At 43.8% G+C, this 21,262-nt stretch carries 16 protein-coding genes; 3 read left to right on the forward strand and 13 right to left on the reverse strand.

Annotated features, from left to right (window positions below; genetic code table 11):
* Positions 1-388: 388 nt before the first annotated feature.
* From rpoE to AC3WLU_RS04110, 9 genes are all read right to left on the reverse strand, one after another.
* Positions 389-979, reverse strand: a complete 591-nt coding sequence (gene rpoE, locus AC3WLU_RS04070) for a DNA-directed RNA polymerase subunit delta (RefSeq protein ID WP_413007785.1) — start codon at positions 977-979, stop codon at positions 389-391.
* Positions 980-1,184: 205 nt separating this feature from the next.
* The gene (locus tag AC3WLU_RS04075) at positions 1,185-1,355 is read right to left on the reverse strand and encodes a hypothetical protein (protein WP_369315163.1); all 171 of its coding nucleotides are present in this window, start codon (positions 1,353-1,355) and stop codon (positions 1,185-1,187) included.
* Between the two features lie 139 nt (positions 1,356-1,494).
* Positions 1,495-4,761 carry a fused isobutyryl-CoA mutase/GTPase IcmF gene (icmF, locus tag AC3WLU_RS04080; RefSeq protein ID WP_440439622.1) on the reverse strand — a complete coding sequence of 1,089 codons (3,267 nt, stop codon included), beginning with the start codon at positions 4,759-4,761 and terminating at the stop codon, positions 1,495-1,497.
* Positions 4,762-4,791: 30 nt separating this feature from the next.
* Complete coding sequence (locus AC3WLU_RS04085; protein WP_034315867.1) at positions 4,792-5,424, reverse strand: TetR/AcrR family transcriptional regulator; 633 nt, start codon at positions 5,422-5,424, stop codon at positions 4,792-4,794.
* Positions 5,425-5,532: 108 nt separating this feature from the next.
* Positions 5,533-6,672: an acyl-CoA dehydrogenase gene (locus tag AC3WLU_RS04090; protein WP_034315870.1), complete on the reverse strand. Its 1,140-nt coding sequence runs from the start codon at positions 6,670-6,672 to the stop codon at positions 5,533-5,535.
* A 26-nt stretch (positions 6,673-6,698) separates the two neighbouring features.
* The gene (locus AC3WLU_RS04095) at positions 6,699-7,835 is read right to left on the reverse strand and encodes an acyl-CoA dehydrogenase (protein WP_063574644.1); all 1,137 of its coding nucleotides are present in this window, start codon (positions 7,833-7,835) and stop codon (positions 6,699-6,701) included.
* Positions 7,836-7,870: 35 nt separating this feature from the next.
* Entirely contained in the window at positions 7,871-8,722 is an 852-nt protein-coding gene (locus AC3WLU_RS04100; protein WP_413007780.1) for a 3-hydroxybutyryl-CoA dehydrogenase, read from the reverse strand.
* Between the two features lie 33 nt (positions 8,723-8,755).
* A complete protein-coding gene (locus tag AC3WLU_RS04105) occupies positions 8,756-9,946 on the reverse strand; it encodes an acetyl-CoA C-acetyltransferase (protein ID WP_063574642.1) in 1,191 nt (396 codons plus the stop codon).
* A gap of 197 nt (positions 9,947-10,143) precedes the next feature.
* On the reverse strand, positions 10,144-12,273 hold the full coding sequence (locus tag AC3WLU_RS04110) for a (Fe-S)-binding protein (protein WP_095678807.1): 2,130 nt from the start codon (positions 12,271-12,273) through the stop codon (positions 10,144-10,146).
* Positions 12,274-12,565: 292 nt separating this feature from the next.
* Here AC3WLU_RS04110 and cls point away from each other — a divergent pair, with 292 nt between their 5' ends.
* Together cls and uvsE are read left to right on the forward strand one after the other, a co-directional pair.
* Positions 12,566-13,768 carry a cardiolipin synthase gene (cls, locus tag AC3WLU_RS04115; protein ID WP_283929675.1) on the forward strand — a complete coding sequence of 401 codons (1,203 nt, stop codon included), beginning with the start codon at positions 12,566-12,568 and terminating at the stop codon, positions 13,766-13,768.
* Between the two features lie 28 nt (positions 13,769-13,796).
* Entirely contained in the window at positions 13,797-14,750 is a 954-nt protein-coding gene (gene uvsE / locus AC3WLU_RS04120; RefSeq protein WP_492596850.1) for a UV DNA damage repair endonuclease UvsE, read from the forward strand.
* Between the two features lie 48 nt (positions 14,751-14,798).
* On the opposite strand, the gene argS is transcribed toward uvsE, so the two are convergent.
* The 4 genes from argS to speE form a co-directional block, all read right to left on the reverse strand.
* Complete coding sequence (gene argS, locus AC3WLU_RS04125) at positions 14,799-16,469, reverse strand: arginine--tRNA ligase (RefSeq protein ID WP_145506359.1); 1,671 nt, start codon at positions 16,467-16,469, stop codon at positions 14,799-14,801.
* 3 nt (positions 16,470-16,472) lie between these two features.
* Positions 16,473-16,913, reverse strand: a complete 441-nt coding sequence (locus AC3WLU_RS04130; RefSeq protein WP_268935969.1) for a YwiB family protein — start codon at positions 16,911-16,913, stop codon at positions 16,473-16,475.
* Positions 16,914-17,166: 253 nt separating this feature from the next.
* Positions 17,167-18,045, reverse strand: coding sequence for an agmatinase (speB, locus tag AC3WLU_RS04135; RefSeq protein WP_034315888.1), 879 nt, complete (start codon positions 18,043-18,045; stop codon positions 17,167-17,169).
* Positions 18,046-18,059: 14 nt separating this feature from the next.
* A complete protein-coding gene (gene speE, locus AC3WLU_RS04140; RefSeq protein ID WP_367234753.1) occupies positions 18,060-18,887 on the reverse strand; it encodes a spermidine synthase in 828 nt (275 codons plus the stop codon).
* A gap of 207 nt (positions 18,888-19,094) precedes the next feature.
* Here speE and AC3WLU_RS04145 point away from each other — a divergent pair, with 207 nt between their 5' ends.
* On the forward strand, positions 19,095-21,164 hold the full coding sequence (locus AC3WLU_RS04145; RefSeq protein ID WP_492596851.1) for a transglycosylase domain-containing protein: 2,070 nt from the start codon (positions 19,095-19,097) through the stop codon (positions 21,162-21,164).
* Positions 21,165-21,262: the final 98 nt, after the last annotated feature.

Here is a 21,262-nt window from a genome sequence, read left to right on the forward strand (position 1 = left end):
TTTCTTCCAATTCAGTTCTTCACTTCAATAGATTGGAACCTGAATCAAATCTTCCGCCACATGAGCGGTTAAAAGCTAAAAACCGTAACCAGTACAAACCATTAATCACTTAAAGGTCTTTAGTGAGAGTCATGCAGGATACATGAACAAGAATAAATTTCCTTAAATGACAGTTAACATAAATATGTTCTCTATAGTTTTTACAATTCTACGAGAAATCATTTTTAAAAATAAAAAAATGATGTCATTTATTCATTCCATCATTAAAAACAAAAACGCTCCGCTTACAAAAAAGTAAGGGAGCGATATAATTTAATCATTGTGTCCTTTTTTAAGGAGCCCAAAAATGATTCTACAAATTTCGCCTTAAAAAGTCAAGGGCGATTATTTATTTCTCATCCTCTTTATTCAAGTCATCCAAGTCATCTTCGTCTTCATCTTCGTCCTCATCATCTTCCAGGACAAATGCATCATCTTCGATTATTTCTTCTTCCAGGTCGTCGTCATCATCCACGTCATCATCCAAAAGCACTTCGTCGATGACTGGAGCACCTAGAATATCATCATCGTCGTCATCTTCATCCTCGTCCAGATCATCGATATCCTCTTCAAAGTCAAGGTCTTCGTCTTCAAGTTCATCGAAATCATCGATGACGACAGCAGCCTTTTTGGCTTTCTTTTTCTTTTTAGGTTTTACAACATGTACGACTTCTTCCTCGATTTGGTCAACCGGGTACCATGTTTTCAATCCCCAGCGGTTGTCTCCAAGTGAAGTGAAACGGCCATCCACATTTAAATCCGTATAGAATTGGGCAATTTTCTTTTCCACTTCCGCTTTGGATAAATGGTGCAGCGAAGCTAATTCACTAATTAAGTCTTTAAATGGAATCGGTTCATTTCTTTCAACTAACAAATCATATGCCATCTCTATTAAGGACATTTCCAATAATTGCTCTTTTGAGTATTGTTTTAAACTCAAATTCCGCACTTCCCTTCTCTATTCAAACACTGAATTCCGTGTTTTTTCACATAAAAAAATAATCTAAAACAGTAGTTCGATAAAATAACGACAATTCCTGCTAGACATATACTCCATTATAAACAATCTAAATGGGTTTATGCTAGTTCTATATGATACTTTCACAGATTTACCTTATTGTCTATCATTCACAGGAAACCAAAAGCTAAAGATCTTTCCTTTTTTTCTTTTTCGATTTCTGACGATAGGCTGCCGTAAAAAAGACAACAGTCAGGATAAAAAAAGAAATGGCTCCCAATTGATGCTCATACAGCTCAAATAAAAAAATGATGGCAAGAATGTAACCTATGATCAACCCAATCATCTTCAGGTTCATTTTCTCAACTCCAATAGGGCTGATTCTTCATTTTTGCCCCTTTTCCGAATAATTATAAGGTAAAATCTTCATTTTGTTAAAAAAGACGGGAATTATTTAAAAAAAGGGCCCCTAAACGTTCGGAGCCCCCTTCTAAGCCTTACATATTTCTTCGATATTGACCGCCTACATCATATAACGCCCTCGTTATCTGACCCAGACTGGCCACCCTCACGCAGTTCATGAGCTCAGCAAAGATATTCTCCCCATTCATGGCTGCCAATTTCAGTTTAGTTAACGCTTCATCCGTGAACTCCTTATTTCTTTCCTGGAATGCCCGGAGATTTATGATTTGCCCTTCCTTTTCTTCCTTGGTTGCACGGGCAATTTCCATGCTGTTCACCGCTTCTTCGGAAGGAGGATTTGGATTCAAATACGTATTTACACCGATGATCGGCAATTCTCCCGTATGCTTTTTCATTTCGTAATGCATCGATTCATCCTGGATTTTCCCGCGCTGATATTGCGTCTCCATTGCACCCAGCACACCGCCACGATCATTGATGCGATCGAACTCTTGCAGGACGGCCTCTTCGACCAGATCCGTCAATTCCTCCACGATGAAGGCACCTTGCATCGGGTTTTCATTTTTTGAGAGACCATGCTCCTTCGTAATGATCATTTGGATGGCCATTGCCCGGCGCACGGATTCTTCTGTAGGCGTCGTGATGGCTTCATCGTACGCATTAGTATGCAGGGAATTACAGTTGTCCTGCAGTGCCATTAAAGCTTGAAGTGTCGTTCTGATATCATTAAAATCAATTTCTTGGGCATGAAGCGAGCGCCCGGAAGTCTGTATATGATATTTGAGCTTCTGGCTGCGGTCGTTCGCACCATATTTATCCCGCATGACTGTCGCCCAGATCCTTCTTGCCACCCTCCCGATCACCGTATATTCCGGGTCGAGCCCATTTGAGAAGAAGAACGACAAATTCGGGGCAAAGTCATCAATATTCATTCCGCGGCTTAAATAATATTCGATGTAAGTAAACCCATTCGCTAATGTAAAAGCCAGCTGTGAAATTGGGTTGGCACCCGCTTCTGCAATGTGATAGCCAGAAATGGATACAGAGTAATAGTTCCTGACTTTCCGATCGATGAAATATGCTTGAATGTCGCCCATTAACCTTAGAGCAAATTCCGTAGAGAAGATGCATGTATTCTGGCCTTGGTCCTCTTTCAGAATATCCGCCTGAACAGTTCCGCGTACCGTCTGAAGCGTATAAGCCTGCACTTCTTCAGCTTCGGCGTCTGTAAGGGGACGGCCTAACTCTTCTTCTTTCCGTTGAATCTGCTGATCGACTGCCGTATTCATGTACATGGCCAAAATGATTGGTGCCGGTCCATTGATGGTCATGGATACAGAGGTTGAGGGGTGGCAAAGATCAAAACCTGCATACAGCTTTTTCATGTCATCCAACGTGCAGATGCTGACTCCGCTTTCTCCTACCTTTCCATAGATATCAGGTCGGTGATCAGGGTCCTCGCCATATAAAGTTACAGAATCGAAAGCCGTGCTTAGCCGTTTAGCCGTATCATCCTTTGATAAATAATGAAAACGCCTGTTGGTACGGTCGGGCGATCCTTCACCGGCAAATTGCCGCTTCGGGTCTTCCCCTTCACGCTTGAATGGAAAGACTCCCGCTGTGTAAGGAAAGAAGCCCGGAACGTTCTCACGGAATACCCATCCCAAAATCTCTCCATAATCCACATATTTCGGCAGTGATACTCTCGGGATCATTAAACCTGATAAACTTTTCGTTTTCAGCTTTGTCACGATTTCTTTATCCCTTACTTTCGTTACAAACTGCTCTCCTGCATACTTTTCTTTTAAATCCATCCATCCAGAAAGGATTTTTTTAGATTCAGGTGATAAATTCGAGGCGGTTTCCTTTTTCAGTTTTTCTAAAGAAGCCACCATATCGCCGTTGTTATCATTTTCCTTAACTGCATCAATGGCTCCTTCAAGCTGGAAAAGCCTCCGGGCAATACGCACTTGTTCAGCGGCACGCTTATGATACGATCTGACCGTATCACTGATTTCACGTAAATAATACCGGCGGTCAGTTGGAATGATGACATTTTGCTTGTAAACATCCGCTTCTTTCGAAAAGGCCGTACTCCAAGCCGTTCCTGATTTTTCATTAAGCTTTTCAATCAGTGCAGCGAATAATGCATTGGTGCCTGGGTCATTGAATTGGGAAGCGATTGTACCGTATACTGGCATTTCAGATGGATCTTGATCAAAAAGCGTACGGCTTCTTTGGTATTGCTTTTGAACTTGGTTTTTTGCATCTTCGGAACCTTTGCGCTCGTATTTGTTAATGACTATCAAGTCTGCATAATCAATCATATCGATTTTTTCAAGTTGCGAAGGAGCACCGAATTCACTCGTCATTACATACATGGATACATCGCATATTTCGGCAATTTCTGCATCACCCTGACCGATCCCGCTCGTTTCAACGATGATTAAATCGAAGCCTGCTGCCTTCACGACGGAAATGGCATCCTTTATCGCCAAAGACAGCTCACTTTTTGAATGGCGCGTGGCTAGGCTCCGCATATAAACACGCTCTGAAAAGATCGAATTCATTCTGATCCTGTCACCAAGAAGGGCACCGCCCGTTTTCTGTTTGGTCGGGTCTACAGATAGAATGGCGACTCTCTCATTCGGAATTTCGTTAATGAACCGTCGTATCAATTCATCAGTCAATGAACTTTTTCCAGCTCCGCCAGTCCCCGTGATGCCCAGAACAGGAACCTTCTTTTCGGAAGTCTTGATCTGCTCAAAAAGACTCTCCACCGCTGCCGCTGATTCCTGTGAAACATCGAGTCTATTTTCGGCAAAGGTAATGAATTGGGCAATGGCATTCGTTACCCCGGCAATCAATTCATCAAAACGTTCCTGTAAAGATGGTTTGACTGTCGAGAAATCACACTCCTCCATCAAAACGTTTATCATTCCTTGAAGACCATATTCCCTCCCTTCATCAGGTGAAAAGATACGGGCAATCCCATAATCATGGAGTTCTTTAATTTCCCTAGGGATGATGACCCCGCCACCGCCGGCAAAAATCCGAATGTGCCCGGCTCCCTTTTCCATCAACAGGTCATACATATATTTAAAATATTCCACATGTCCGCCTTGGTAAGATGACATGGCTATGCCTTGGACATCTTCCTGAATGGCCGCATTCACGATTTCTTCCACCGAACGATTATGACCTAGGTGAATTACTTCCGCCCCGCTGGACTGAAGGATTCTCCTCATTATATTGATGGATGCATCATGTCCATCAAATAAACTCGAAGCTGTAACGAATCTAATATGGTTCTTCGGTTTATACACCTCAACTGTACTCATTTAGCTCCCCCTTATTGAAACTTATTTATATCAGTGCACTTTGGAACCCGATACATTTTGAATCAATAATTGCGTCTGCAGTTCAACATACTCTTGAAGTGTGTACTGTTTATGCAAAGCCCATCTTCTAAAACTCCACATCTGTCCCTGTACGAAAATGTTATGTGAAACAAGGCTTATTTGTTTTTCCGTTAATGATAGCTCCCCATTCTCAACACATTTCGTTATCACTTTTTCGAACATGCCCACCATCCGAAGTTCTTTATTCAGAACATATGGTAAAGCATCTTTCGTCAGGGCCTTCACTTCCTGATACATGACAAGCACTTCGTCCTGCATATCATCCATCACTTTATAAAAATAGGCGATCGTCAACTTCAAGCTTTCAAGTGTCCCATCACTCTGTTCTATTTCCTTCTGAAGCTTTTCCTGGACTTCATCATAAATAAAGTCACAAACGAGATATAATATATCTTCCTTGGTCCGGATATACTCGTATAATGTACCAATGCTAAAGCCTGCCGCTTTGGCAATTTCCCTGGTAGTCGTACGATGAAATCCCTTTTCTTTAAAAAGGGTCACCGCTCCTTTAATCATTTGAGTACGCCTTTTTTCAACCAGCCGCTCATCCTTTACAGATGCAAGAACCTCTCTTTTTTCCATTTCCAAACTCCTTTTGAAAGCCCATTATTCAACCATTGATATTCTGAAGAAATTGAAAAGGGAATTCCGGTAAAGGCAGAGCCTCATCGGAAAACCACAGTTTCAACCCTATTTAGTAACCATCCGTGAGATGACCAGCTTTTGAATTTCCTGTGTACCTTCGTAAATCTGGGTTATTTTCGCATCACGCATATACCGCTCCACTGGATAATCTTTTGTATATCCATAGCCCCCGAAAACCTGTACGGCCTCCGTCGTCACTTTCATTGCTGTATCTCCGGCAAAAAGTTTGGACATGGCCGACTCTTTCCCATAAGGAAGACCCACTGATTCCAACCAGGCTGCCTGATAGGTTAATAGCCTTGAAGCCTCAACACCCGTTGCCATATCCGCCAATTTAAAACCGATTCCCTGCTGTGCAGAAATTGGCTTGCCGAATTGGACGCGCTCTTTTGCATAATCAACCGCAGCATCCAATGCACCTTGGGCTATCCCTACAGCCTGGGCTGCAATTCCATTACGGCCGCCATCAAGCGTCATCATCGCGATTTTAAAGCCTTCCCCTTCTTTTCCAAGGAGATTTTCTTTAGGAACACGGCACTCATCAAAGATGATTTCCGTAGTCGGTGATGAACGGATTCCAAGCTTCTTCTCTTTTTTACCAACACTGAAGCCCGGGAAGTCCTTTTCAATGATAAAAGCACTCGTTCCTTTTTGCTTCGATTCAGGATCCGTCAATGCAAAGACGACATATGTATCCGCAATCCCGCCGTTCGTAATGAAGATTTTGGAACCGCTGATAACATATTCATCACCCACAAGCTTTGCAGTCGTTCTCATCCCTCCGGCGTCTGAGCCTGAGCTAGGCTCAGTCAGGCCATATGCACCGATTTTTTCACCTTGTGCCATCGGGCGAAGGTATTTTTGTTTTTGTTCTTCAGTGCCAAACTTATATATTGGCCATCCTGCGAGCGAAGTATGGGCTGATAAAGTCACCCCAGTAGAAGCGCAAACGCGGGAAAGTTCCTCAACCGCTATGCAATACGCTAAGTAATCACTTCCAATTCCTCCGTATTCCTCAGGCCACGGAATCCCGGTCAATCCAAGTTCAGCCATTTTATCGAAGATTTCACGGTCGAATCGTTCTTCTTCATCCCTCTCGGCAGCAGTCGGAGCCACTTCATTCTGGGCAAAGTCGCGCACCATTTTCCTGATCATTTCATGTTCTTCCGTTAGTTTAAATTGCATGGCAATGCCTCCTAAATTTCTCGTAATTACAGACTTTTACTGATGACCATTCTCTGTATTTCGCTTGTACCCTCATAAATTTCAGTTACCTTTGCATCCCTGAAATATCGTTCGACCGGATAATCCGTTGTATATCCATAGCCCCCGAACACTTGGACGGCTTCTATCGCCACCTCAACGGCCGTCCTCGAAGCGAATAGCTTAGCCATTGCCGCCTCTTTACCGGACTTTAATCCCTGTGAGCGTAAAAACGCCGCACGATAGACGAGTAACCTTGAAGCTTCTATGCTCGTTGCCATTTCGGCCAGTTTGAAACCAATCCCTTGCTGTTCTGCAATGGGTTTTCCGAATTGCTCCCTGCTTTTTGCATATCGGACAGCATGTTCCATGGCTCCTTCTGCAATTCCTAGCGCTTGAGCGGCAATCCCGATCCTTCCAGCATCCAAGTTGGCCATGGCGATCTTAAAACCTTCCCCTTCCTTACCTAGGAGATTGGCTGCAGGGACTTTCATATCCTCGAACGTCACCTGCACGGTGCTCGAACCATGAAGGCCCATTTTACGTTCATCTTTACCGATGATTAAGCCCGGCGTCCCTTTTTCTACAATAAAAGCAGAGATTCCCTTGCTTCCCTTCTGTGGGTCGGTCGAGGCAAAAACAATGAACACATCCGCTTCCCCGCCATTGGTGATAAAAACCTTGGACCCATTTATTCGATATTGTCCGCCTTCCTTTACTGCCACTGCCTTCGATTTCAAACTCGCAGCATCGGAACCTGAGCTTTGCTCAGTCAAACAAAAGGCCCCTAAATTTTTACCAGCGGCTAACTTAGGCACATACTTTCGCTTCTGCTCTTCCGTTCCAAAATAAACGATTGGATTTGTGCCGACAGATGTATGAACCGACAGTATGACACCGAGAGTGGGACTTACTTTGGAAATCTCATTGATGGCAATGATATAAGACATGAAGTCCATACCCGCGCCACCGTATTCTTCTGAAATCGGAATTCCCATCAAACCAAGCTCACCCATTTTTTGCAGAATCGTTTTTGGAAACACGCCTGTTTCCATTGCCTCGATATGAGGAGTGATCTCATTCTCCGCAAAAGAGCTTACCATTTTCCGCATCATTTCATGTTCTTCGGTAAACTTGAAATCCATCCTTCATCCCTCCCTGGCTGCACATCTTTCCATGATTAGTTATATTCATAAAAGCCCCGTCCTGATTTCTTGCCTAACCACCCTGCCTTTACATATTTCCTTAACAGCGGACACGGTCGGTATTTATCGTCTCCCAGTCCTTGGTGAAGGGTTTCCATTATATATAGGCATGTATCCAGTCCGATGAAGTCAGCTAGCGTAAGCGGGCCCATCGGATGGTTCATGCCCAGTTTCATTACGTCATCGATCGCTTCTTTAGTAGCGACGCCCTCATAAAGTGTATAGATGGCCTCATTGATCATCGGCATCAAAATCCGATTCGCTACAAAACCTGGAAAATCATTGACTTCCACCGGTACCTTATTCATGGATTCAGCCATCTTTTCAACCTCTTGATAAACTTCATCCGCTGTAGCAAGGCCGCGGATGACCTCAACCAGCTTCATGACTGGAACCGGGTTCATAAAGTGCATGCCAATTACCTTTTCCGGCCTTTTCGTGGCAGCGGCTATCTCGGTAATCGGTAGCGAAGAAGTATTGGATGCAAGAATGACGTGCCGGGGCGTGATTTCATCCAACTCGGCGAATATTCTTGTTTTTATTTCCATGTTTTCCACTGCCGCTTCAATCACCAAATCTACTGCAGCTGCATTTTTCAAATTCGTTGAGGAAGTAAGCCGGGAAAGGATTGCATCCTTCTCCTCGGATTCCATTTTCCCTTTTTCAACCTGCCGCGATAGGTTTTTGGCAATAGTCCCTAAACCCTTTTCTACATACTCATCTTTTAAATCGTGTAAAAGAACTTCATAACCGCTCATTGCACAGACCTGGGCAATGCCAGATCCCATCTGTCCCGCACCAATGACCATCACTTTTTGAATGCCCATGGGAATATCCCTCCTCATTTATCTATGAAACTATTATCCTTGCTTAGGCACTTCTATTAAAATGGCATCTCCCTGACCGCCGCCACTACAGATCGCTGCGATGCCCAATCCCCCTCCGCGGCGTTTCAGTTCATGCATCAGCGTAATGATGATGCGGGCACCACTTGCCCCGATTGGGTGACCTAATGCTACGGCCCCTCCGTTTACATTCACTTTTCCTGGCTCGATGTTGGCAATTTTCCCGCTGGCCAATGCAACCGCAGCAAATGCTTCATTCACTTCAAATAAATCAATTTCCTCTATCGATTTACCTGTCTTCTTCAGAAGTTCATTTATGACCAGACCTGGCGTTTTAGGGAAGTCCTTCGCTTCCACTGCTACTTCTGCATGAGCTAAAATATAGGCAAAAGGCGTTTTCCCTTCTTTTTCAGCGCGTTCCTCACTCATCAATACGAGAGCACCCGCCCCGTCATTGACACCTGGTGCATTACCAGCCGTAATGGTCCCCTCATTATTGAAAGCTGGACCTAGTTTAGCCAACTTTCCGGCAGATGTATCTTTTCTTGGGGCTTCATCATGTTCGATGGTAATTGGTTCGCCTTTTCGGACCGGCACCTGTACGGAAATGATTTCTTCTGCAAGAATTCCGCCATCGATTGCTTTTATCGCTTTTTGGTGACTCTCATAAGCCCAGTTATCTTGTTCCTCACGGGTGATTTCAAGATCCTCGGCTGTACTGTTACCGTAAGTCCCCATATGGACGCCCGTAAAACTGCAGCTAAGTCCATCCGATATCATCGTATCCTTCAGTTCCCCATCACCCATCCTTAGGCCCCACCTTGCTTTTGGAAGGATATAAGGTGCATTGCTCATCGATTCCATTCCGCCGGCAACAATGATTTCTTCTTCACCTAAGCGAATGATCTGATCAGCCAATGTGACACTGCGAAGTCCTGATGCGCATACTTTATTAATGGTTTCCGTTTTCACTTCCCAAGGCAATCCAGCATGACGGGCTGCCTGGCGGGACGGTATTTGGCCTTGGCCTGCTTGAAGCACATTCCCCATGATGACCTCGTCCACTTGGCTTCCTTCAATCCCTGCCCGAACAAGTGCCTCTTTGATTGCTATTCCACCAAGTTGTGATGCCGTCAAACTGCTAAGACCACCGCCGAATTTACCAAAAGGTGTTCTCACACCGCTAATAATCACTGTTTTCGCCATCATTATTTCCCCCTATAAGTAACATTGATTGAACGCTCGCTCAATTTGGAGTTAAAAAAATAGTGTTGTAAGCGCTTAATATTATATTATATTACACATTTTTCTCAAAAATGAAAATATTTAGTTTATAAATATTGAAAATATTGCCTGCTTCCATTTGAATCTCATTTAGAGGAAGCAGGCAATTCCATTTAAAATTAAGAGGCAATCGATTTATTTTCACCAATGACCGCTTTTTCGAGTAGTTCAGCTACATCATACGTTTTAACATTTTCCTCAACTTCTTTTGCCTTCGTCCCATCAGATAGCATGGTCAGGCAATAAGGACATCCTGAGCTGATCACTGTTGGACTGACGGCCAGCGCTTGTTCGGTACGGGCGACATTAATGCGGTTTCCAGTTTCTTCTTCCATCCACATCAAACCGCCTCCAGCTCCGCAGCACATACCCTTCTCACGGTTACGCTCCATCTCAATAAGTTTCACTCCATCAATGGATTGTAAGATTTCACGCGGCGGGCTGTAAACTTCATTGTACCTTCCCAAGTAACAGGAATCGTGGAATGTAATCGTCTCATTCACCGGATACTGCGGCACCAGCCTGCCTTCACTGACAAGTTTGGCCAACAGCTCAGTATGGTGATACACTTCCGCTTCCAGGCCAAAATCTGGATACTCATTCTTAAAGATATTGTATGCATGCGGATCGATCGTCACGATTTTCGTTATTTCATTCTTCTGGAATTCTTCTATATTTTTCATGGCAAGTTCCTGAAAAACAAACTCATTACCTAATCGACGTGGAGTATCCCCTGAGTTTTTCTCCTTATTTCCGAGAATTGCAAATGTGACGCCCGCTTCATTCAATAATTTAGCAAAGGAAAGGGCAATCTTCTGGCTTCGGTTATCGTACGACCCCATTGAACCCACCCAAAATAAATACTCGAATTCTTCGTCTGCCTTTTTTAATTCCTTCACGGTTGGGACGCTGACATCTTCCCGAAGGCTTCGCCAATCCTCTCTCTCTTTACGGTTCAATCCCCACGGGTTCCCTTGACGCTCGATATTCGTCATGGCACGCTGTGCATCGGGATCAAGTCTGCCTTCAGTAAGCACTAGATAACGGCGCATATCGATGATCTTGTCGACATGTTCATTCATTACCGGGCATTGATCTTCACAGTTCCGGCATGTGGTGCAAGCCCAAAGTTCTTCTTCCGTAATGACTTCGCCAATCAGGCTCGGACTGTATGCTTCTGTTGCTGCAGCTGATTCCTGCACCCCCTGCGCGGCACCAGCCAGAGCGATCTTATTTCCCTTCGTATTTCCAAAAACAAAAGATGGCACCCATGGCTGCTTCGTTGTAACGGCAGCACCTGTATTAGTTAAATGGTCACGCATCTTGATTATGATATCCATCGGAGACAGCATTTTCCCGGTACCTGTGGCCGGGCACATATTCGTACAGCGACCGCACTCCACACAGGCATAGAGGTCCACCATTTGATATTGCGTCAAGTCCTCGATATATTTGGCACCGTAATATTGATTGCCTTCTTTGTCGAGAATCTCTTCTTCCAAATCAACCGGTTTCAGTTTCCCCGGATTGTCCAGGCGATTAAGGAATACATTTATTGGACCGGCAATCAAATGAGCGTGCTTAGATTGCGGGATATACACAAGGAAAGATAATATGATTAGTAAATGCAGCCACCAAGCTACATAAAAAACGACGGTTGCCGCTGTTGTCCCCATCCAGCCGAATAGAAATGCAATGCTCGATGCGACTGGCTCTGACCAGGTTGCATCGTGTCCATGCCAGATCATTCCCATTCCATTCCCCAGTAATACGGTGATCATGATACCGGTAATGAAGATGACAACCAAACCTGCTTTGAAATCCCTTTTCAAGCGAACAAGCTTTTCGACATAACGGCGGTATGCCGCCCATAGGATTGCAACAAGAACGGTAAGCGTCACAATTTCCTGGAAGAAAGTAAAGGCCGGATAAACAGGGCCGAACGGTAAATGCCACCCCGGCCTTAAGCCTTTAACGAAAAAATCAAGTGCACCAAATTGCACTAATATGAAACCATAAAATAACAAGGCATGAATGATCCCGCTCTTTTTATCTTTAAAGAGCTTCTTCTGTCCAAATACATACACCCCTATTTTGACAAGACGATCTTTCACACGGTTATCGAATTCCACTTTTTTGCCAAGTTTTATATAAGCAATACGAGTCTTTATCAAATAGATAAACAAACCGGCGGCGTAAGCGGTTACAAGCAGGAATGCAACTAAGTTGATCCACAGTAAACCATTCATTTCCATGCAGTCTTTCCCCCTCTTTAGTAAATTGCAAAATGCCAGGTACCATTATGGGAAATTTGGCATTTTTCTGAAATTTAATTAATTCCATTATATAATGAATGAGCATTCAGTCAACTTTTTTCTTTTAAAAATCATTTAATTTTTCTGCCCCTTAATTATATAATTCGACAAATCCATGCATTCCCCTTCCGCATTCAAAAAAAATGAAGACCCTTTCCCTCTTTTTAATGGTTACTGACAGGGAATTAGAGCCAAACTAAATATAATCATTTAGGGGGGATTTTTTTTGAAGATAATCACCACGATTGCCTCTATATTTTTATTGATCTTCTCTTGGTGCTGGGTTGATCTCAAGGTAGGGCATAGCCGTTATTCGAAGCACGCAACCAACATTAAATATCCGCCTCGGAATAGCGAAATAACTGTATTCACATCAGGGAAAATCCTGTTTGAAGATTATATCAAGGAAGTCAGGCAAGCTCAGGATTCCATCCATATCCTTTTTTATATAGTAAAAAACGATAAATTCAGCAAGGACTTTTTGAAGTTACTGCAGTCAAAAGCGGAAGAGGGCGTGGAAGTGCGGCTTTTAGTCGATTGGATAGGGAGTAAAAAAATGTCCCGCCAAACCATTCAGGAGCTGACTGAAAGCGGCGTTCATTTTTCTTTCAGCTTTAAACCGAAACTCCCCTTCCTTTTCTATACCATACAAAAAAGAAATCACCGTAAGATCTCGGTGATAGATGGAAAGATCGGCTATCTTGGCGGCTTTAATATCGGTAAGGAGTATATAAACCAAGGGGAGAAGCTGAACCCATGGAGGGATTACCATTTAAAAATGACCGGGGAAGGTGTAAAGGACCTTCAGGAAGTCTTCCTCTCGGATTGGTTCTATGATACAAACGAGGATTACAGAGGAACGCCTGCCTATTTTCCGACATTGACTCCCGGGACGCAGGCCCATCAGTTTGTCGTCTCGAATGGCAGTGATCTTGAACAGTCACTGACACACATGATTCGTCAAGCGACTAAAAAAATCATTATCGGGACTCCATACTTCATTCCCAGTGAAACTTTATTTCAGGAATTGAGGGATGCCCTTGCACGCAATGTTTCCGTTACGGTCATCGTACCTGAAATTTCAGACCACGCCCTTGTAAAAGAAGCTTCTTTTCCCTATTTTCGGGTACTAATAAAAGACGGGGCGGAAATCATGCAATTTCAAAGAGGGTTCTACCATTCTAAAGTGATGCTGATCGATGATATAATGTGTGATATCGGTACGGCTAATTTTGATAAACGCAGTTGTTTTTTAAATAGTGAAATGAACTGCACCGTATTTGACCGGACATTTATAAAAGATGTAGAAAAGGAATTGGCAGTGGACCTGGCCGAATCCAAACCGCTGAACGGGGACGCTCTTTCCAGCATGAATGTAGTCCGTTCAGCAAAAGAATCGCTGGCTTCCATCCTTTCTCCTTTTCTTTGACAACCCTTTGCTCAAGGAGAAAAATATAATGAAAATAAGATTTGGGTTCGTATCCAATGCCACCTGTTTATGGGAGGCTTCTCCGGCTAAGACACTTACTTTCAAGCGATATAGCACACTTGGCGCAGAAAAAGGAATGGAAAAGCTTCTGGATGTGACAAGGCAGAACATTGAAAATACCTTAAGGGTCCTTCAATATAACACGGCACACCAAATAGAAGTATACCGGATGTCCAGTTCCATTGTTCCTTTAGCGACACATCCCGAAATCGAATGGGATTTCGTCACTCCTTTTAAGAAAGAGTGGAGACAGCTTGGCGATTGGGCCACTGCACACAAGATGAGGCTCAGCTTTCATCCCAATCAGTTTACTCTGTTCACCAGCCCTAAGCCCGAGATCACACAAAATGCAGTGAAAGATATGGAGTTCCATTATAAAATGCTTGATGCAATGGGCATTGCGGACACCTCTTTCATCAATATCCATGTCGGTGGGGCCTATGGTGATAAAGAGTCCGCCCTTGTAAGGGTTCATGACAACCTTAAATCACTGCCTATGCATATCAAGGAAAGAATGACTTTGGAGAATGATGATAAAACCTATACAGCATCTGAAACCCTCGGCGTATGTAAAAGGGAGGGAATCCCGCTTGTATTCGATTATCACCATCATCTCGCAAACCTTTCAGATGAGCCGCTTAACGAGCTGCTCACCGAGGTGTTCACCACTTGGATTCAAGCAGGGGCGGTACCAAAGATTCATATTTCATCCCCAAAATCGGCAGGTGAATTTCGCTCGCATGCAGATTATATCGATTTGGACTTCATCATGCCCCTTTTTAAAGTGCTTAAGGATCTTGGAGAGGACGCGGATTTCATGATCGAGGCCAAGATGAAGGATCGGGCAATGTTGCAGCTGATTGAAGATATGGCTAAGATTCGAGGTGTAAAAAGGGTGAGCGGCGGAGCCATTGAGTGCTAAATAACCTAAAAAAGCGGCTGTTTCGCTAGAAACAGCCGCTTTTTTCCATTACATTTTTTCCGGTGCCGAAACCCCGATGATGGCCAATGCATTCTTTAACGTAATTTGGACGGATTTGACCAGTCCAAGACGCGCCTTACTTCTTTCCATTTCTTCAACATCCAGAACCTTATCTGCATTGTAGAAACTGTGGAATGTAGAGGCCAGGTCGAATATATAGTTCGTCATACGGTGAGGCATCCGTTTTTCGGCTGCTTCCGCTATTGCCTGCGGGAATTCTCCTAATTTCTTCAAAAGCTCCACTTCTTTTTCAGTAGATAGGGCAGAGAAATCAGTGACTCCTTCATAGCTGATCCCTTGTTCCACACCTTGGCGCAAAATGCTGGAAATACGGGCGTGGGCATACTGTGCATAATAAACCGGGTTTTCATTGGATTGTGAGACCGCAAGATCCAAATCAAAGTCCATATGGGTATCCGCACTTCTCATTGCAAAGAAATAACGTGTTGCATCCAGACCCACTTCATCAATCAGGTCACGCATCGTAACTGCTTTACCGGTACGTTTACTCATCTTCATTTTCTCGCCATCCTTGTACAAGTGGACAAGCTGGATGATTTCCACTTCAAGCTGCTCGCGGTTGTACCCTAATGCTTCGATCGCCGCTTTCATACGAGGGATATAGCCGTGGTGATCTGCACCCCAGATATTGATCAGCGTTTCAAAGCCGCGTTCCAATTTATTACGGTGATAGGCAATATCCGGTGTCAGATATGTGTAAGACCCATCCTGCTTAATAAGCACCCGGTCTTTATCATCGCCTAATTCCGTAGAGCGGAACCATGTAGCCCCATCTTCCTCGTAAACATGGCCCCTTTCCCTCAACACTTTAAGTGCTTCATCAATTTTACCGTCTTGATAGAGGGATGTCTCGGAGTACCATACATCAAATCCGACACGGAAATTACCCAAGTCCGTTTTCAGTTTTTCCATTTCATATTTCAAGCCGTACTCACGGAAAAATTCAAAACGTTCCTTCTCATCGGCATTTACATATTTATCCCCATACTCACTTGCAAGCGTCTTACCGATGCCAATGATATCTTCGCCATGATAACCGCCCTCAGGCATATCCTTTTCGAGTCCAAGTGCCTGGAAATAACGGGCTTCTATGGAAATGGCCAAATTATTGATTTGGTTGCCTGCATCATTGATATAGTATTCACGTGAAACATCATAACCTGCTTTAGCTAGGATATTACATAGCGTATCGCCTACTGCTGCACCACGGGCATGACCAAGATGGAGATCACCGGTCGGGTTCGCGGAAACGAACTCCACTTGGATTTTTTCGCCTTTACCAAAGTCACTTTCCCCATATGCTTCATCCACTTTCAAAATGACAGGAACCAGTTCTGTCAAATAAGCATTATCCATGTAGAAATTGATAAAACCCGGTCCTGCAATTTCAATTTTTTCGATGGATGCTTTTGAATTGTCAAAGTTTTCGATGATTGCCTCTGCTATCATCTTTGGCGCTTTCTTTGCAATCTTCGTTAATTGCATGGCCATATTCGTGGAATAATCTCCGTGTGTCTTATCTCTTGGCAACTCCAATACAACATTCGGAATTTGCTCTTCCGTTGCTAAACCGGCTTTAATGACTGCCGCTTTAATCTCTTCTTTCAGTTTTTCCTGTACCTCTTTTACTATATTCATGCGTTATGCTTCCTCCTTGTAGGAAATAGTCATCTCATATTGACCGGGTTCGCTTCCCTGCATATGTAACGTATATTTAAGGACAAGTTTCCCTTGTTTGGACTGCTCATCCCATTGATGATGGATCTTCTTCGTAGTCGTCCGTAATCCTAACCTGCCATATATACTTTCGTAATGCCCATTTGTCGCTTCCTGCAGGCGGAAAAGCTGCCTCATTTTAATGGCACCATTTCTAAGCAGGATCGTTTCATCCGGTTTGTGCTTGATGGTCGTTTGTGTTTGACCGGTTTCATTTTCCTCTTTATATTGCAAATATAAATCTGCACCTTTATACATTTTTGTACCAAATGTGACCAGCTCATACGTTTCCGTTTCTGAACCGTGCTTGATTTTTGTCTGTAAAGTCACTTTAATAGCATGCTTATCTATATCATGAAGAGTCAAAGCTACACTTCCTTCATCATGTCGTTCTTAACTTTATAAGTATAAATATTCTTCAAGGAAGTTTCAACTTGGAGCGGAAAATAAAGTGTTAAACCAAAAGTGTGCTGTCGAAATCAAGTTGTTGCAATCCATTTGATTTTAACGCAATAATGACTCATTGGGCGGAATTATTCAAAAAGAGCCCTTAATTCTATCCACGGATAAAAAAAGACCATTCCCGCTAAAAAAACAGGAACAGTCAATTCTTCCATCATTAACCTTTTTGAACCCACCCTAGAATCATTTCGCGAATCAGCTTGCTCGCCGTATTCGCAGTTTGCTCGGATGGATCATAGATTGGTGCGACTTCTACTAAATCGCAGCCGACCACATTTATTTCAGACCGTGCTATCTCATGAATCGAAGCTAAAAGCTCTTTGGAAGTAATGCCTCCACAATCAACGGTGCCTGTTCCCGGCGCGTGCGCAGGGTCAAGAACATCGATGTCGATCGTCACATATACAGGACGGCCAGCTAACTGCGGCAGTACTTCTTTCAAAGGTTCAAGAACTTCAAATTTAGAGATGTGCATGCCATTTTCTTTTGCCCATTGGAATTCTTCCTTCAAACCGGAACGAATGCCGAAAGAGTATACATTTTTCGGGCCGATAAGTTCTGCGGATTTACGGATGATGGACGCATGGGAAAGCGGCTCTCCCTCATAATCCTCACGTAAATCTGTATGTGCATCCATATGGATGATGGCCATATCGGGATACTTTTTGAACATGGCTTTTATGACAGGCCATGTGACAAGATGTTCCCCTCCCATACCCATCGGGAACTTACCTGCATCCAACAAGCTGTCGACAAATTTTTCAATCATATCGATACTGCGCTGCGGATTGCCAAATGGTAATGGAATGTCCCCGGCATCAAAGAATTTAACTTCCTCTAATTCACGATCTAAATACGGGCTGTACTCTTCCAAACCAATCGAAACTTCACGAATCCGGGTAGGGCCGAAGCGAGATCCCGGACGGAAACTTACCGTCCAGTCCATCGGCATGCCGTATAGCACAGCTTCAGATTCCTCAAAAACAGGGTGGCTTTTAATGAATACATTGCCTGAATAGGCTTCATCGAATTTCATGGTCCATGCCTCCCTTACTTCACTAAATCTTGAACGAATTTAGGCAGAACGAATGCTGCTTTATGAAGTTCTTTTGTATAATATTTAGTTTCCATTTCATGGAAACGACCTTCAGTCACTTCTAATGGATTATATTTTTTCGATCCGATCGTGAACGCCCAAAGGCCGCTTGGATACGTCGGGATATTCGCTAAATACAGGCTCGTGATTGGGAATATCTCTTTCACATCACGTTGTACATCGCGAATTAAGTCCGCTTTAAACCAAGGGTTGTCGGATTGTGCCACAAAAATCCCGTCTTCTTTCAAAGCTTTGGAAATCCCGGCATAAAAACCTTTTGTGAATAAATTGACAGCAGGTCCGACAGGTTCAGTTGAATCGACCATGATCACGTCATATTCATTTTCACTTTTGGCGATGTGCATGAAGCCATCCCCAACTTGTACGTCTACACGCGGATCTTCAAGCATGCCTGCAATTTCCGGCAGGTATTTCTTTGAGTATTCGATGACTTTCCCATCGATATCCACCAATGTAGCTTTTTTTACGCTTGGGTGTTTAAGGATTTCACGGATAACTCCTCCGTCCCCTCCACCTACAACCAAAACGTTTTCTGGATTAGGATGGGTAAATAAAGGAACATGGGCTACCATTTCATGGTAAACGAATTCATCGCGCTGTGAAGTCATTACCATGTCATCCAGCAATAGCATATTGCCCCACTCTTCCGTTTCAATCATATCAAGCTTTTGAAACTCAGTTTGCTCCGTATGTAAAGTACGATTCACTTTCATCGTAATACCAAAGTTCTCTGTTTGTTTTTCAGTAAACCAAATGCTCATTTATTAACGCTCCTTTTCCATTTCATATTGTCAGTCACCTTATAGGTTCCCCAAAATCGGTATAGTCATTAGCTAGAAAAATTATAGACGAATCTAGCAGAATTGCAAGATAAATTTCTTAAATGCAGTTCTTATGTTTAAAATTTTCTTTTTTTTCCATAATAGTAATAGATACTAGATTCTTACCCGATAAGAGAGGTGAAAGCAATGGAATTGATTCCAAGCGAACGATTTAAAAGGACAACTAAATATGTACGGGCCTTCATTATCCTTGCAGCAATCGGGCTGACAATACTCTTTGTATTGCTTCTCTCTTTACTGATTTACGCAAAAATATTAGGTCCGCCTCCTTTGGTCGTGCCGCAGTCCACTCTCTATTATAGTGATGATGGAAATGTGATCGGTGAAACAGATAATGGCCAGAAGCGTTATTGGGCCGGAATGGAGTCGATTTCACCACAGCTCATCAAAGCGACTGTCGCCGTTGAAGATCGCCAATTTTACACTCATTATGGATTTGATATAAAGCGGATCGGCGGTGCCATCCTTGCCGATATTAAGGCAATGTCCAAGGTCCAGGGTGCGAGCACCATTACTCAGCAGTATGCCCGGAACCTGTTTCTTGGGCATGACAAAACGTGGTCGCGTAAACTTAATGAGGCCTTTTATACGATACGTTTAGAAATGAACTACTCCAAAAAGGAAATTCTAGAAGGCTATTTAAATACGATTTACTATGGCCATGGCGCATATGGAGCCCAAGCTGCAAGTCAATATTACTTTGGCAAGGATGCCAAGGATTTGACTCTTCCAGAGGCGAGCATGCTGGCCGGAATACCAAAAGGGCCGTCAAACTATTCTCCATTGGATAACTTTGAAAAAGCGAAATCAAGGCAGAAAGTTGTCCTGCAATCCATGAAAAGCAAAAACTACGTTTCAGAAAAGGATATCGCGGAAGCGCTGCGAACATCCCTTACATTAAAAGGAGAACACGGAACGGTCACCAAGAAGACCGCTCCCTATTTCCAGGATGCCGTCAAGCAGGCTTTAAAATCTCAGCTTCATTTAGATGACCGGACGATCGAGCTCGGCGGCCTTAAGGTGTATACGACACTGGACGAAACCCAGCAGGATGCTGCCGAAGAGGTCCTTTCCAGTACCATACCCAAGTCTTCAGGCATTCAAGCCTCGATAGTGGCAATGGATCCGGATTCCGGGGAGGTCCGTGCGCTGGTCGGCGGTAAAGATTATTCCGAGTCTCCATTCAATCGGGCCACCCAGGCCGTTCGCCAGCCTGGGTCAACCATGAAGCCATTGCTATACTATTCAGCGCTGGAGAATGGTTACACACCGTCCACCACCTTGAAAAGCGAGACAACTACCTTTTCTTTCGATGATGGTCACTCATCTTACACACCGCATAATTATAACCATCAGTATGCGGAAGGCGAAATCACGATGGCTCAGGCCATTGCTCTTTCTGATAATATCTTTGCCGTAAAAACGCATTTGTTCCTTGGGGAACAGTCATTGGTCGATACCGCGCGCCGATTCGGAATCACGGCAAAGATGGATGCGGTCCCTTCCCTGGCACTCGGTACGTCAGGTGTTAGGGCGATTGAAATGGTGAACGCATACAGCATTCTGGCCAATGGCGGCAAGAAGGTGGAACCCGTGTTTATCAAAAAGGTGGAAAATCAAAAAGGTGAAGTGATTTTTGATGAAAAGGAGAAACCCAAACAGATTCTGGATAAGGACAAGGCATTTGTCATGACCCAGATGCTTACAGGTGTTTTCGATGAAACGTTAAATGGCTATACGAAAGTGACCGGCAGCACCATCAGTTCCCAGCTGACCCGCCCATATGCCGGCAAATCAGGCTCCACCCCGACGGATAGCTGGATGATCGGTTACACACCGGAGCTCGTAGCAGGAGTATGGACTGGATATGACCAAGGCAAAAGAATCGAGATCCCTGCTGAAAAAGGCTATGCAAAGAAAATCTGGGCTTCCTATATGGAAAAGGGTCTAAAAGGTAAACCGGCAAAATCATTTAAGGAAACCGAAAACGTAATCGGGGTAAACGTGAATCCCGTAAGCGGAAAATTGGCCACAAAGGATTGTCCCGTCTCAAGAATGACTTATTATGTTAAAGGAACCGAGCCTGTCGAATACTGTGCCGAGCACTTTAAGGGCGGGAATCCGAAACATGCCCCAAAAGAAGAAGAACTTAAAAAGGCCCCTTGGTACAAGAAAATCTTAAAACCTTGGGGATAACAAAAAACCCCCGAAGCCTGCAGAGGCTTCGGGGGTTTTTCTGTCCTAGTTCCACAGTGACTAAACTGCTGTCTTTAAGTTTACTGATTTTATCGCTT

Source organism: Peribacillus sp. FW305-BF15, from assembly GCF_058783805.1.

Bases quoted from the DNA above. Each gene is read 5' to 3' on its own strand.
- AC3WLU_RS04075 (WP_369315163.1), bottom strand. From the start codon at position 1,355: ATGAACCTGAAGATGATTGGGTTGATCATAGGTTACATTCTTGCCATC.
- icmF (WP_440439622.1), bottom strand. From the start codon at position 4,761: ATGAGTACAGTTGAGGTGTATAAACCGAAGAACCATATTAGATTCGTT.
- AC3WLU_RS04085 (WP_034315867.1), bottom strand. From the start codon at position 5,424: ATGGAAAAAAGAGAGGTTCTTGCATCTGTAAAGGATGAGCGGCTGGTT.
- AC3WLU_RS04090 (WP_034315870.1), bottom strand. From the start codon at position 6,672: ATGCAATTTAAACTAACGGAAGAACATGAAATGATCAGGAAAATGGTG.
- AC3WLU_RS04095 (WP_063574644.1), bottom strand. From the start codon at position 7,835: ATGGATTTCAAGTTTACCGAAGAACATGAAATGATGCGGAAAATGGTA.
- AC3WLU_RS04100 (WP_413007780.1), bottom strand. From the start codon at position 8,722: ATGGGCATTCAAAAAGTGATGGTCATTGGTGCGGGACAGATGGGATCT.
- AC3WLU_RS04105 (WP_063574642.1), bottom strand. From the start codon at position 9,946: ATGGCGAAAACAGTGATTATTAGCGGTGTGAGAACACCTTTTGGTAAA.
- AC3WLU_RS04110 (WP_095678807.1), bottom strand. From the start codon at position 12,273: ATGAATGGTTTACTGTGGATCAACTTAGTTGCATTCCTGCTTGTAACC.
- uvsE (WP_492596850.1), top strand. From the start codon at position 13,797: ATGAAAATAAGATTTGGGTTCGTATCCAATGCCACCTGTTTATGGGAG.
- argS (WP_145506359.1), bottom strand. From the start codon at position 16,469: ATGAATATAGTAAAAGAGGTACAGGAAAAACTGAAAGAAGAGATTAAA.
- speB (WP_034315888.1), bottom strand. From the start codon at position 18,045: ATGAAATTCGATGAAGCCTATTCAGGCAATGTATTCATTAAAAGCCAC.
- speE (WP_367234753.1), bottom strand. From the start codon at position 18,887: ATGAGCATTTGGTTTACTGAAAAACAAACAGAGAACTTTGGTATTACG.
- AC3WLU_RS04145 (WP_492596851.1), top strand. From the start codon at position 19,095: ATGGAATTGATTCCAAGCGAACGATTTAAAAGGACAACTAAATATGTA.